The organism is Streptomyces sp. WAC05292, from assembly GCF_003949955.1.
In the GTDB taxonomy this organism is placed as follows: domain Bacteria; phylum Actinomycetota; class Actinomycetes; order Streptomycetales; family Streptomycetaceae; genus Streptomyces; species Streptomyces globosus.
Genome location: NZ_RPSE01000147.1, coordinates 1 through 13,370, shown reverse-complemented (window position 1 = coordinate 13,370; position 13,370 = coordinate 1). Strand labels below are relative to the sequence as shown.

The 13,370-nt window shown below is 74.9% G+C and carries 10 protein-coding genes; 3 read left to right on the top strand and 7 right to left on the bottom strand.

The features are described from left to right. Positions 1 to 138: 138 nt before the first annotated feature. On the bottom strand, positions 139 to 915 hold the full coding sequence (locus EF903_RS17310; protein ID WP_125544139.1) for an MBL fold metallo-hydrolase: 777 nt from the start codon (positions 913 to 915) through the stop codon (positions 139 to 141). 118 nt (positions 916 to 1,033) lie between these two features. On the opposite strand from EF903_RS17310, the gene EF903_RS17305 reads away from it, so the two are divergent. Together EF903_RS17305 and EF903_RS17300 are read left to right on the top strand one after the other, a co-directional pair. Next, positions 1,034 to 3,127, top strand: a complete 2,094-nt coding sequence (locus tag EF903_RS17305) for a phage holin family protein (RefSeq protein WP_260615492.1) — start codon at positions 1,034 to 1,036, stop codon at positions 3,125 to 3,127. Between the two features lie 74 nt (positions 3,128 to 3,201). After that, positions 3,202 to 4,611 (top strand): amino acid permease, encoded by a 1,410-nt coding sequence (locus tag EF903_RS17300; protein ID WP_125544138.1) that lies wholly within the window; start codon positions 3,202 to 3,204, stop codon positions 4,609 to 4,611. A gap of 97 nt (positions 4,612 to 4,708) precedes the next feature. On the opposite strand, the gene EF903_RS17295 is transcribed toward EF903_RS17300, so the two are convergent. Next, positions 4,709 to 6,322 (bottom strand): RNA polymerase sigma factor, encoded by a 1,614-nt coding sequence (locus EF903_RS17295; protein WP_125544137.1) that lies wholly within the window; start codon positions 6,320 to 6,322, stop codon positions 4,709 to 4,711. 227 nt (positions 6,323 to 6,549) lie between these two features. Continuing rightward, positions 6,550 to 7,311 (bottom strand): methyltransferase domain-containing protein, encoded by a 762-nt coding sequence (locus EF903_RS17290; RefSeq protein WP_125544136.1) that lies wholly within the window; start codon positions 7,309 to 7,311, stop codon positions 6,550 to 6,552. A 213-nt stretch (positions 7,312 to 7,524) separates the two neighbouring features. Here EF903_RS17290 and EF903_RS17285 point away from each other — a divergent pair, with 213 nt between their 5' ends. Then, the gene (locus EF903_RS17285) at positions 7,525 to 8,397 is read left to right on the top strand and encodes a bifunctional 5,10-methylenetetrahydrofolate dehydrogenase/5,10-methenyltetrahydrofolate cyclohydrolase (protein ID WP_125544135.1); all 873 of its coding nucleotides are present in this window, start codon (positions 7,525 to 7,527) and stop codon (positions 8,395 to 8,397) included. Between the two features lie 59 nt (positions 8,398 to 8,456). Here EF903_RS17285 and EF903_RS17280 read toward each other — a convergent pair whose 3' ends face one another. The 4 genes from EF903_RS17280 to EF903_RS17265 all read right to left on the bottom strand — a co-directional run bounded on the left by EF903_RS17280 (position 8,457) and on the right by EF903_RS17265 (position 13,061). Next, entirely contained in the window at positions 8,457 to 9,701 is a 1,245-nt protein-coding gene (locus tag EF903_RS17280) for an MAB_1171c family putative transporter (protein ID WP_125544134.1), read from the bottom strand. Beyond that, a complete protein-coding gene (locus EF903_RS17275; protein WP_125544133.1) occupies positions 9,698 to 11,209 on the bottom strand; it encodes an NAD(P)/FAD-dependent oxidoreductase in 1,512 nt (503 codons plus the stop codon). The genes EF903_RS17280 and EF903_RS17275 overlap by 4 nt, the downstream gene beginning before the upstream one ends. Positions 11,210 to 11,403: 194 nt before the next feature. Next, positions 11,404 to 11,964: a toxin-antitoxin system, toxin component gene (locus EF903_RS17270; protein WP_125544132.1), complete on the bottom strand. Its 561-nt coding sequence runs from the start codon at positions 11,962 to 11,964 to the stop codon at positions 11,404 to 11,406. Continuing rightward, complete coding sequence (locus EF903_RS17265) at positions 11,961 to 13,061, bottom strand: hypothetical protein (protein ID WP_125544131.1); 1,101 nt, start codon at positions 13,059 to 13,061, stop codon at positions 11,961 to 11,963. The genes EF903_RS17270 and EF903_RS17265 overlap by 4 nt, the downstream gene beginning before the upstream one ends. Positions 13,062 to 13,370: the final 309 nt, after the last annotated feature.

Below are 13,370 nucleotides of genomic sequence, written 5' to 3'. Positions count from 1 at the left end.
TCGGCACCACCGGCACCAACGCCCCCACCGCCACCAGCAGGAACAGCGCCGGATACCCGACCGCCTGCTCGGCGGTCTCCGCGGGCACCCCGCCCGCCGCCCACGCCCAGCCCGCGGCCGCCGCCACCGCGAGGCCCCTCACCGGAACCGCACCCGCTCGCCGTGGCCCGGCACCCGCACCGCCGACCCCGGCGCCAGCCGCCCCGCCAGCCGGGCGAACTCCTGCCCCGGGGCGTGGAACTCGTGCGGCCGCACCGCGTCCATCCCGATCGGCCAGTACGTCCCGTAGTGCACCGGTACCGCCGCGCCCGGCGCCAGCGCCGCCAGCGCCCGCGCCGCACCCGCCGCGTCCAGGTGCCCCGGCCCGAGGTACGGGCCCCAGCCGCCCACCGGCAGCAGCGCCACGTCGACCGGCCCCACCTCCCCGGCCATCGCCGCGAACAGGCCCGTGTCCCCGGCGAAGTACGTCCGCCCGGCGCCCTCCACCACGAAGCCCAGCGCCCGCACCCGCTGCGGCCCCCACGGCATCCGCCGCCCGTCGTGCCGCGCGCTGACCGCCCGCACCCGCACCCCGCGCCCGACCCCGACGACGTCCCCCGGCACCGCCTCCGTCACGGCGAGCCCGCGCACCCCGGCCAGCCGCGCCAGCCCCGGCACCGCCCGCAGCGCACCCCGCGGCACGACCAGGCGGGTGCCGGGCGCGAGCCGGGCCAGGGACGGCAGGTGCAGGTGGTCGGCGTGCAGGTGCGACACGACCGCCACGTCCGCCACGGCGGCCTCGGGCGGCGGCAGCACCCCGCGCCGCCGCCGCAGGTGCGCCAGCCGCGGCGCGAACAGCGGGTCCGTCAGCACCCGCACCCCGGAATCCTCCACCGTGCAGGCGGCATGCCCCCACCAGGTGATCTCCACCGGCATCCGGCCTCCCCGTCGCAGTCGCAGACCCCGGAACCGAGACTAAGCCCGCCGCCCGCCGTCCGCCACCGTCGTCGCCGCACGCCGCACCGCCTCGTGTTCTCCCCCGGCCGGCGCCGCGGTGCGCGTGCTCACCGTGTGGGCGGTCTCCACCCTGACGATGCTCATCCTGGCCGGGATCCTGCCGGACTTCCGGCTGCAGTCCGGCGACGGCGCCAGCATCACGCAGGCAGGCCTCGCCGCAGCCTGGGGCGCGGGCGCCTTCGGCCTCCTGAGCGCCCTCGTGTGGCCCGTCCTCGTCCGGGCCCTGCTGCTCGTACCGGCCCTCGTCCTCGGCCTGCTCGTCTTCTTCCTCAACGGCTCCCTGCTGCTGATGGCGCTCAGCCTGGTCCCGTCCGGGCAGGGCCGGGCCGCCCCCGAGACCGCCGTCGTCGTCGCGGCCGCCATGTCAGCCGTCGCCTCCGCCACCTCCACCGCCCTCGCGGTCCGCGACGACGAGGCCTACCGCAGGCGCCTGTACCGGCTCGCCGCCCGGCGCGGCCGGCAGCGCCGGGCGGCCGCGCCCGGCCGCGAGCCGCCGCCGGGCCTGGTCCTCCTCCAGCTCGACGGGGTCGGGTACGAGGTGCTGCGCGAGGCCACCGCGAACGGCACCATGCCGACGGCCGCGTCCTGGCTGGAGAGCGGCCACCGCGTCGTGCCCTGGCGCACCGACTGGTCCAGCCAGACCGGCGCCAGCCAGCTCGGCATCCTGCACGGCACCACCTTCGACGTTCCCGCGTTCCGCTGGTACGAGAAGGACACCGGCGAGGTGATGGTCTGCAACCGGCCCACCAGCGCCGCGGAACTCCAGCGCCGGGCCGTCGCCCGCACCGGCGACGGCGGCCTGCTCACCGTCGACGGGGCGAGCCGGGGCAACCTCTTCAGCGGCGGCGCCGACCAACTCGCGCTGGTGCTGTCGGTGTCGGCCCGCCGCGGCCGCGCCAACCGCTCCCGCGCCGGCTACTTCGCGTACTTCTCCGACCCGGCCAACGCCGTCCGCACCGCACTGTCCTTCACCGCCGAAGTCGGGCGGGAGATCGGCCAGTCGGTGCGGGCCAGGCTGCGTGGCGACCGGCCCCGGGTGGCACGGGGCGGCCTGTACCCGCTGATCCGGGCCTTCGCGACCGTCGTCGAGCGGGACGTCGTCACGGCCGCCGTCATCGGCGACATGCTCGCCGGCCGGGCCGCCGTCTACGCCGACCTCGTCGCCTACGACGAGGTGGCCCACCACTCGGGCCCGCGCGGCCGGGACACCGACCGGGTCCTGGCCCGGCTCGACCGCACCCTGGCCCTCATCGCGCGCGTCGCCGAGCACGCCCCGCGCGCCTACCGGATCGTGCTGCTGTCCGACCACGGACAGAGCCCGGGGGAGACCTTCCTCGGCCGGTACGGCCTCACCCTGAAGGACCTGGTCCGGGCCGGCTGCGGACTGCCCGTCTCCCGACGCGCGGGCCGCACCCCGAGCGGAGCCGAGGCCCGCGCCGCCGTCCTCGCGGCCCTGCACCGGCCCGTCGAGGAGGGCGAGGAGGCCCACCCGCGGCCCGGCCGCACCGACCCCGTCGTCCTGGCCTCCGGGAACCTGGCGGTGATCTCCTTCCCGGACGTGCCCGCCCGGGCCACCCGGGAGTGGATCGAGCACGCCCACCCCGCCCTGCTGCCGACCCTCGCCAACCATCCCGGCATCGGCTTCCTGCTGGTCGACGGCCACGTCCTGGGCCCCGGGGGCGCCAGCGCCCCGCTGTCCGACCCCGCCGCGGCGCAGGAGCTGCTCGCCGCGTACGGGCCGGGCGCGGCCGAGGCGGTCGCCCGTACCGATGCGTTCCCCCACGTTCCCGACATCATGGTCAACTCGGCGTACGACCCGGCCACCGGGCAGGTCCACGCCTTCGAGGAGCAGATCGGCTCCCACGGCGGCCTGGGCGGGGAACAGGGGCGCGCCTTCCTCATGTGGCCGGCGGACCTGCCCGCCCCGGAGCCGGGTCTGGTGGGCGCCGAGGCCGTCCACCGCGTCCTGCGGGGCTGGCTGCGCGAGGCTGACGGGCCGCAGGTCCCGGTCGGGCCCACCCGGCGGGCGGAAGCGGAGCCGGCGCTGCCGCCGCAGGATCCGCGGCCGCCGCCCGCGCCCGGCGGAATGTTTCCTTCCGCAGGGGTGCCCGTACAGGACGAAAGTCATTGATTTGGCGGTGCGGGCGACGTGGCGCAGCATGTGTCGACCTGTCCGGCATGTGAAACACCCGAGGCGCGACCCCCGTGAGCACCACCCCTGCCATAGCCCCGCCCGCCCCGACCACGGCCCCCGGATCCCCGGCCGCCGAGGCCCGCGAGACCGACGGGGGGAGCGGGGGCCCGCACGCCCGCCGCTTCGGCCTCCCGATCGCGACCTGCCTGGTCATGGGCAACATCATCGGCGGCGGGATCTTCCTCCTGCCCGCCTCGGTGGCCCCGTTCGGCACCATCAGCCTCGTCGCCTTCGGCATCCTCACCCTCGGCGCGATCGCCCTCGCCCTGGTCTTCGGCCGCCTCGCCGAGCGCCTCCCGCACACCGGCGGCCCCTACGTCTACGCCCGTGCCGCCTTCGGCGACTTCGCGGGCTTCCTCGCCGCCTGGACGTACTGGATCACCTCCTGGGTCTCCAACGCGGCCCTCGCCGTCGCGGCCGTCGGCTACCTGTCCGTCCTCTTCCCGGCCGTCGGAGACCACACCTGGTCGATGTGCCTGGCCGCCCTGGCCGTGCAGTGGCTGCCCGCGCTCGCCAACCTGGCCGGCACCCGCTGGGTGGGCACCGTCCAAGTCGTCGCGACCGTCCTGAAGTTCGCCCCGCTGCTGCTCGTCGCCGTCGGCGGCCTGTTCTTCTTCGACCCCGCCAACCTCGGCCCGTTCCAGGCCACCGGCCAGAGCCCCGTCGGCGCGCTGTCCGCCTCCGCCGCCATCCTGCTCTTCAGCTACCTCGGCGTGGAGTCCGCCGCCGTCAGCGCCGGCGAGGTCCGCGACCCCGCCCGCAACGTCGGCCGCGCCACCGTCCTCGGCACCGTCGGCGCCGCCGTCGTCTACCTCCTGGGCACCCTGTCGGTCTTCGGCCTGGTCGCCCACGACCGGCTCGTCTCCTCGGAGGCCCCCTTCACCGACGCCGTGAACGCCATGTTCGGCGGAACCTGGGGCGGCACCGTCGTCGCCTGCGCCGCCGTCGTCTCCATGCTCGGCGCCCTCAACGGCTGGACCCTGCTCAGCGCCCAGACCCCGTACGCCGCCGCCAAGGACGGCCTCTTCCCCAAGGTCTTCGAGACCAAGCGGCGCGGCGTGCCCGTCACCGGCGTCGTCGTCACCGTCCTGCTGGCCTCCGCCCTCACCGTCTACAACTACACGGCCGGCTCCGCGGGCGTCTTCGAAAGCCTCGTCCTGATCACCACCTTCACCGCGACCGTCCCCTACCTGCTCTCCACCGCCGCGCAGATCCACCTTCTGCTCACCGGCCGGTCCGAGCAGGTCCACCGCGGCCGCCTCGTCCGCGACGCCGTCATCGCCGCGCTGGCCTTCGCCTTCTCCATGTGGCTGGTCGCGGGCGCCGGGTACGCGGCCGTCTACCAGGGCGTCCTCTTCCTCTTCGCCGGCGTGCCCGTGTACGCGGTCATGGCCGCCCGGAAGTCCCGCACAACGGCCTGACCCGCGCGGGAGGGACCGAGCGGCCCTCGACAGGCCGAAGGGCCCGGCAACCCCCCGAGGGGGTCGCCGGGCCCTTCCGCGCGCCTGGCCGCAGGGACTAGTCGAGGTAGTCGCGCAGCACCTGGGAGCGGGACGGGTGGCGCAGCTTCGACATGGTCTTCGACTCGATCTGGCGGATGCGCTCGCGGGTGACCCCGTAGACGCGGCCGATCTCGTCGAGGGTCTTGGGCTGCCCGTCGTTCAGGCCGTACCGCATGGACACGACACCCGCCTCGCGCTCGGACAGCGTGCCCAGGATGGACTGGAGCTGCTCCTGGAGGAAGGTGAACGACACGGCGTCGGCCGGGACGACCGCCTCGGAGTCCTCGATGAGGTCACCGAACTCGCTGTCGCCCTCCTCGCCCAGCGGGGTGTGCAGGGAGATCGGCTCACGGCCGTACTTCTGGACCTCGATGACCTTCTCCGGGGTCATGTCGAGCTCCTTGCCCAGCTCCTCCGGAGTGGGCTCGCGGCCGAGGTCCTGCAGCATCTGCCGCTGCACACGGGCGAGCTTGTTGATGATCTCGACCATGTGCACCGGGATGCGGATGGTGCGCGACTGGTCGGCCATGGCGCGGGTGATCGCCTGCCGGATCCACCACGTCGCGTACGTGGAGAACTTGAAGCCCTTGGTGTAGTCGAACTTCTCCACGGCGCGGATCAGGCCGACGTTGCCCTCCTGGATCAGGTCCAGGAAGAGCATGCCGCGGCCGGTGTAGCGCTTGGCCAGCGAGACCACGAGGCGGAGGTTGGCCTCCAGCAGGTGGTTCTTGGCGCGGCGGCCGTCCTCGACCAGGATCTCCAGCTCGCGCCGGTACGCGGGCTTGAGGTCCTCCTCCTCTTCGAGCTTGTACTCGGAGAACAGGCCGGCCTCGATCCGCTTGGCGAGCTCGACCTCCTGCTCGGCGTTGAGCAGCGGCACCTTGCCGATCAGCTTCAGGTAGTCCTTGACCGGGTCGGCGGTGGCGCCGGCCACCATCACCGTCTGCGCCGGAGCGTCGTCCTCGTCCTCGTCGGACAGCACGAAGCCCTGGCCGGCGGTCGCCGGAGCCTCCTCCTCGACCTCGTCGACGAGGTCCTCGGCCGCCCAGTCCTCGCCCTCGACGGACGGGTTCTCGGCGTCGTCGGCGTCCTTCGCGGTGGTCTTCTTCGCCGCGGTCTTCTTGGCGGCCGTCTTCTTCGCGGCGGCCTTCTTGACCGTCCGCTTCTTCGGCTCGGCGGCGGCCGCGGCCTCCGGAGCCTCGGCAGCGGCGGCCGGCGAAGCGGATATCGCCGCCGCCGGGGCGGCAGCGGCGGACGCCGCCGTCGCGGCGGCGGCAGCGGCAGCGGCGGTCGCGGCCTTGCTCCGCGCACCGATCGGCCGCGGCGCGGCGACGGCCTTCTTCGTCACGGTCCGGGCGGGGGCGGAGGCAGCCTTGCGGGGCTTCTTCGCGGCAGCCTTCGTGGCGGGGGCCGCGCTGACGTGGAGGGCGACACCCTCCTCGTCCAGGACCTGGTTCAGGCTGCGCAGGACCCGCTTCCACTGGTCCACCGGGATGCGGCCGGCCTCGAAGGCCTGGCGCACGTCGTCACCGTTGATGTGACCCTGCTCGCGGCCGCGCTCGACGAGAGCGACCAGGGCCTCCGATTCGGCGATCTCCGGAGGGAACGTACGGGACGGGCTGAGCGACACAAGGAGCCTCTCGTTGCGAACAGACAGGAAGTGGGCGGGACATCATCGCGCGGATCGGGAAACAGACCCGAGGGGGGTCTGTATTCCGGGCCGCGCGAGGACACCTGTCGGTTCATCGCCTGCCCGAGTCGATTCGTTACGCGCTGAATTGAGTGACCTGCGCCACGCTGTGTACAGGCAACCTTTCGGCCGGAAAACCGTCCGCGCCCCGGCCCGCCCGCCGCTCCTCAGCCCGCCTTGCGGGCCTCGACGAGGAAACGGGAGGTGTGCGCGACGAACGGACCCTCCCGCTCGATGCGTTCGTGGAGCTCCAGCAGCCGTTCACGGTAGTGCCCCACCGTGAATCCCGGAACCATCCACACCACCTTCCGCAGGAAATAGATCACCGCGCCGATGTCGTGGAACTCGGTGCGCAGCCGCTCCGAGCGCAGGTCCACCACCTCCAGCCCCGCCTTCGAGGCCGCGGCGACGGCGTCGTCGGGGTGCCGCCTGCGCCGGACCTCCTCCGGCTGCGGACCGAGGAAGAACTCGACCAGCTCGAAGACGCTCGCCGGCCCGACCTGCTGCGAGAAGTACGTTCCGCCCGGGGCCAGCACCCGCGCGATCTCGTCCCACCAGACGGTCACCGGGTGCCGGCTGCAGACCAGCTCGAAGGCCCCGTCGCCGAACGGCAGCGGCGGCTCGTCGGGATCGGCGACGACGACCGCGCCGAGCGGGTGCAGCAGCCGCGTGGCCCGGTCGACGTTCGGCGGCCAGGACTCCGTCGCCGCAGCCAGGGGCGGCAGCGGCCCGGCCCCGGCGAGGACCTCGCCGCCGCCGGTCTGGACGTCCAGCACCGACCGCACCCGGGCCAGGCGCTCGCCCAGCATCCGCTGGTAGCCCCAGGAGGGCCGCTGCTCCGTGGCCCGTCCGTCGAGCCAGGAGAAGTCCCAGCCGTCCACCGAGACGGTCTCCGCCTCCGCCACGAGATGGTCGAAAGTTCGCGTCATGATCCATATCGTCCCAGGCGGGGGGCCGGTGCTCCACCGATATTCCGCCCGCGGCGTTCGACTACAGTGGTCGCGGGCCGTGACTGGCGTTCGGGTGGATCACCACCGGGGAGCGGCCCGGCGCACGACCGTGCGTCCGGCGTACCCCCGCGTACGCCGACTGCCGCGCGCCTGGGCGAACCGCGATCCCGCAGCGACGCCCAGGAGACCCCTATGACGACTGCCCAGACCGCCCGGCTCATGGACGGCACCGCCCTCGCCCGCCGCATCTCCGAGCAGACCGCCCTGCACGCCGCGAAGCTCGCCGAGCGCACCGGAACCGCCCCGTGCCTGGCGACCGTGCTGGTCGGCGAGGACCCCGCCTCCGTCACCTACGTCCGGATGAAGCAGAACCGCTGCGCCAAGGCCGGCATCACCTCCCGGCACGTGGCGCTGCCCGCGCAGACGACGACCGAGGAACTCGTCGCCACCATCACCGCCCTCTCCGAGGACCCGGAGATCAGCGGCATCCTGCTCCAGCACCCGGTGCCGCACCACATCGACGAGCGGGCCGCCTTCGAGGCCATCGCCCCCGGCAAGGACGTCGACGGCGTCACCATGCACTCCTTCGCCGCCATGGGCTTCGGCCTGCCCGGCTTCGTCTCCTGCACGCCCGGCGGCATCATGCGCCTGCTCGCCGCATACGACGTCGACCTCACCGGCAAGCACGCCGTCGTCGTCGGCCGCAGCGCCATCCTCGGCAAGCCCGCCGGCATGCTGCTGCTGGAGCAGAACGCCACCGTCACCTACTGCCACTCCCGCACCAAGGACCTGTCCTCGATCGTCCGGCAGGCCGACGTCCTGGTCGCCGCCGTCGGCAAGGCCGAGTTCATCCGCGGCGAGGACATCAAGCCCGGCGCCGTCGTCCTCGACGCCGGCTACAACGAGGGCAACGTCGGCGACGTCCACTTCGAGTCCGCCGCCGCCCGCGCCTCCCTGATCACCCCGGTCCCCGGCGGCGTCGGCCCGATGACCATCGCCGTCCTGCTGGAGCAGACCGTGCAGGCCGCCGCCGCCCAGGCCGGCCTCTCCCTCGCGGACCTCTGACCGGCCGCGGGCCGCCGGCCGCGCCCGCAACCCCGTACCGCCGGAACGCCCCGGATCCCTCACCCCGGCGCGTTCCGGCTCTCCCGCGCCCGGGGAGCGGGCTCCGGCTCCGCCGGGGCGCTCCGCACCGCGGCCACGATCGGCGAGGAGCTGAACTCCCGGGCCAGCTCCGCCAGCGGCCGCGAGTCCAGCCGGTGCGGGTCGTCGGGCCCCCGGTCGGCCGGCTCCCGGTGCTCCCCGACGCAGCCCGCCAGATCGGCGGCGGCCCGCCTGCGCACGGCCGCCGCGAGCATCGCCGCGTCCGCCACGACCGACGCCTGGGGCTCCCCGATCCCGTCGGCCCGCGCCGCCTCGTACGCCGCCAGCCGCACCCCGGGGTCGAACCAGCACCCCAGCGCCAGAATCCCGTCGTCGATCACCGACTCGCGGTGGATCAGCCGGATCCCGATCGGGGACCACCAGGTCAGCGGCACCGTCATCACGCTCGGCGAGGCGAACCCCCGCAGCTCCTTCCACAGCGGGCGCAGCGTCCGGTAGCGGCTGTAGTCCCGCCAGGCGGGCGAGCCGCCGACCAGCGGCACGATGAAACCGGAGCCCACCATCAGCGCCGCCGCCGCCGCGAACGGCGGGGCCACGTACGTCGACAGCGCATCCCAGTCGCGGCCCGCCCAGCGCGCACCGACCGCCGCCCACTTGGAGACGAGGTAGCACAGGTCGAGGACCCCGCCCAGCACGATCAGCGCCAGCCCCGTCCGCAGCGGCCGCAGCCGGCGCAGCGAGGGGCCCACCCGCCGCAGCCACTTCCAGCACAGCACCGTCATCGCCGAGCTGGCCGCCGTGTGCGCCAGCAGGTAGCAGACGATCATCTCGCGCACCCACGGCGTGTTCGCGTAGTACGTGTCGAGGTCCCGCAGCCGCTCGACGGGCGCCTCCCCCTTGACGAACAGCAGCACGATCAGCAGCGTGACCGCGCCGAACACGGCGACCGTCAGCCGCGTGGCCCGCCGCACCGCCGCCGGCGGACCACCGCTCCAGTGCAGCACCAGCACGACGCACGACCCGGAGAACGCGGTGAGCGCCCCGTACACGAGGGGCGCCGAGAAGTTGGTGATCCCGGTGAGCCGGTTCACCGCCGCGATGGTCGGGGGAGCCGCCAGGAACATCACGAGGCATCCGGCGAACAGCACCGCGCACACCGCGCGCATCAGCGGCTGGTCCCAGCCGCGCCGCAGCGTCGGCGCCTTGATCAGCAGTGCCAGGATCATCACCGACCCCGGCACGTAGAGGATGAGCCCGTCCGTCATCGGGCCCGGCCGGAACGGCCCACCGGATCGACCGGGTCCACGGGGTCGGCGGGACCGGGGGAGCAGGCGGGGTCCGCGGCCGGCTCCGCGGCCGGGACGGCCCCTACCGGGTCCGCGTCCAGCCCGGCCACGGCCCGCTCGGCGGCCGTCAGCGGCGGCGCCTTCAGCGCACCGCGGTCGGACGCGCGCAGCACGTGCCACAGCACCGACGGCCCCAGCCAGTGCGTCGGCGGACTGCTCATCGTGATGACCTGGAGGAACGCCGCCGTCAGCGCCTCCCGCGTGGTCGCCCCCGTCATCAGCCGGCCGACGTACGCGTTGAGCAGCCCGGTCCCCGTCCGCGGCCGCATCCCCGTCGCCCCCGGGTACAGGATGTCCTGCGACGTGGCCAGCTCCCAGGCGGTGGCCACCTGCGGGGCCAGCGCCCGCTGCGCCTCCCGGCCGATGGACGGGTGGGCGAGCCCCTTGGCCCGCAGCAGCGCCCGTACCGCGAGCAGCCCCCGGGCGGCGACCGTCATGCCCTGCCCGTACAGCGGGTTGAAGGTGGCCACGGAGTCCCCGACCGCGAAGAACCCGTCGGGCAGGTCGGCCTTCTCGAAGTAGACGCGGCGGTTCGCGGTGCCCTTCGTGACGGCGACGTCCGTGAGCGGCCGGCGCCTTTCGAGGAGCTCGCCCACGATGGGATCGCGCACGCTCTTGGCGAACGGGACGAACAGATCCGGGTCCCCGGTCGGCTGCCCGCCGCGGGTCCCGGACAGCGTCGCCTGCCACTGCCCGTTCTCGATCGGCACGATCGTCGCGGTCCGGCCGGGTACGGGAACCCTCGGGTCGGACTGCACGTTGACGATGGGGAAGCCCGACTCGTGCGCCCCCGGCGGCGCCTCGAACAGCCGCGTCGCGTACACCAGCCCGGAGTCGACCTCCGCCTGCCGGATCCCGCCCACGCCGAGCTCCCGCAGCCAGACCCGGGAGCGGGAGCCGCGCCCGCTCGCGTCGACCACGAGGTCGGCGGTGACCAGCCGCCCGTTCTCCTCCGGAGTGTCGACGCGGACGCCCGTGACGCGCGCCGCCGTCCCCTCCAGGGCCCGCACCCGGCTCCGCTGGAGGGTCGTCACGCCGCGCAGGCCCGTGACCCGGGCCCGGACGACCGCGTCGAGGAGGTCCCGGCTGCACGAGATGGTGAACTGCTTCTCCCGGCACCGCGGGATCCAGCCCTGCGCCGTCATGGTCACCAGCTCGACGGGCAGGCTGCGGCGCATCGCGCCCGCGGCGATCCACTCCTGCGTGATCCCCGGCAGGATCTTCTCGATGGCCCGCGCGCCGCCCGACCACAGGACGTGCACGTGCCGGGCCTGCGGGAGACCGCGCCGCGGCACCGGGCCGTCCGGCAGCACGTCGGCGTCGATGATCGTGACCGTCGCGTGCTCGGCGAGCACGGCCGCGGCGAGGAGCCCGGCCATGCTGCCGCCGATGACGACGGCGTGGCGGGGCTGGGGGAACGGGGTCATGTGGGCGCTGCTCTCTGTCGGGGCCGGCGGTCAGCGGCGCGTGAGGTGCGTCGGCGTCGGCGTCGGCATGGACGTCGGCGTCGGCATGGACGTCGGCCGGGGCGGCGGTGCGGGCGGCGGCGCGGGGCGCGGCGCCCGCCGCGTGCGACCTGCCGCGCCCTGCCTCACCACCGCGTGCCTCACCGTGCCCTGTCTCACCGCGCCCATCCGAGGGCCGTGCCGATCCGCTCGATCTGCTCGCACTGCGCCTGCCGCGGCGGCTCCAGGAACCCCTTGAGGATCTTCCCGAGGTGCAGCCCGAACGTTTCGGCCCGGATCTCCGCCGGGTCCTGCCGGTCCGCCCGGGCGGCCGCCTGCCGTACGACGCTCCCCAGCCCGGCCTGCGAGTTCAGCAGCTCCGCAAGGCCTCCGTGGCGGCCCGCGATCCGGGCGGCGACCGCCATGCCCGGGCCGTGGCTGTCACAGGTGCCCTCCTCCAGGTGCCACAGCTCGTGGCAGGCGATGACGAGCTGGTGCTCGGGCCGGGTCCGCTCCTCGATGACGAGCAGGTCGCGGTCGGCCATCTCCAGCCACAGCCCGCTGGCCGTGTCCGGCGGGAACCCCGCGAACCGGAAGTTCACCGGCCGGCCGCCGCGCCTGCGCCCGTACGCCGCGCACAGGCTCCCGATGATCGCGGCGGCGTCGGCCGGCGGGGCCAGGCGCACGCCCGCCAGCAGATCCGCGCCGAGCTTCCGCATGGTCCGTGTCGTCCTCATGGAACTCCCCCCTCGGCAGCCTCTTCGCGGCCCCGCAGCGTGCGGGCCGGGCCCTCCCCGCGTGCGCCCGGGATCCCGAGCCGGCCCTCCCGGGCCAGCAGGTCGTCCAGGTGGTCGCGCAGCGACTGCCGGCCCGCGGCGGAGAGCCGGCCGGCCCGCGCGGCGATGCCGCGGACGTCATGCGCCCGCAGGGCCCCCAGCATCGGGTTGGCCGCGTCCCCGCCGGAGGTCAGCAGCCCGTGCTCGATGTCGGCAAGTGCGGCCGCCAGCGCCTCGGTGTCGTCCGCGAGGAGGAAGCCGCTGTCCACCCCGTAGAACCGCTGGATGCCGGCGGCCGCGGCCAGGCTCGGCAGCCCCTCGCCGCGGGCGAGGCGGGTCAGCGACTGCCCCGAGGCGTCGAAGGAGCGGGCGATCGCGTCGAGCGAGTGCGGCTGGCCGTCGGGCCGCAGGCGGGTGCGCCGCAGGTGGGCGAAGCGCTGGTGGACCTGCTCCGGCAGGGGCAGCTGCGGCGGCCTGCCGTCGAGGGTCTGCGCGACGGCGTGCGGCGGCATGCCCGTCAGGTGGGAGAGGAGGTCCAGGTCGTCGGCGCCGCCCGACCCGGACGCGAGGCCCGAAGCCGCCCCCGGGGGAGCGGCGGGCACCGTGGCGCCGGGGCAGGTGGACGTCGCCACGGCCGCGACGGCCCGCTCCACCGCGCTCCGGCTGTCGGCGAGGAGGAAGCCCGCGTACACCCCGAAGAAGCGCTGCACCCCCGCCGCATGCCGCAGGCGGGGCAGCCCGGTCCCGGCGTTCAGCGGGCCCAGGGAGGCGCCGGGCGCGTCGAAGTCCTCGGCGATCGCGGCGAGCGGCCACTCCCGCCCCTGCCTGTCCCGCCGGGTGGCCCGAAGCCACCTGAACCGCCGGTGCACTCGCACGCATAACGGCACGGCCGGCGCCGCGCCCGCCAACACGGCCGGAACCAGGGCTGGTTCGACCCCGCTCAGATGCCCGAGCCGCTCCACGTCGAGCACCTCGCGCGGATCCGCCCCCCGCTGCTCCGCCAGCACCGCGACGCGCTCCCAGGTCGCGGCGAGGTCGGGACGGGCAGCGGCATCCACCGTGTGGTTCTCCCTGTGTCGACAGGACGTTCGAGGGCCGTTCGGCTTGCAAGCAGCGTAGCCCGCAGGCCGCAAGAGGGAGATAAGAACCCAACGTTTCCTGCGCTCCACGTCAAAGAACGTTGGCCCCCGGCCCCGGCCGGGCCCCACTCCGGCCGGCTTCCATGACCCCTGGGGTAATCGACCGCGGCAACCGTCCGGCGGCACAGTGGGGGCATCGGACGGCGCGGCCCGCCGGATGCCGCCGGGGGCCGCCCCGGCGGGGCCCCGGCCTTCGCCCCGCCGCCCGACCCCGTTCCGCCCGTACAC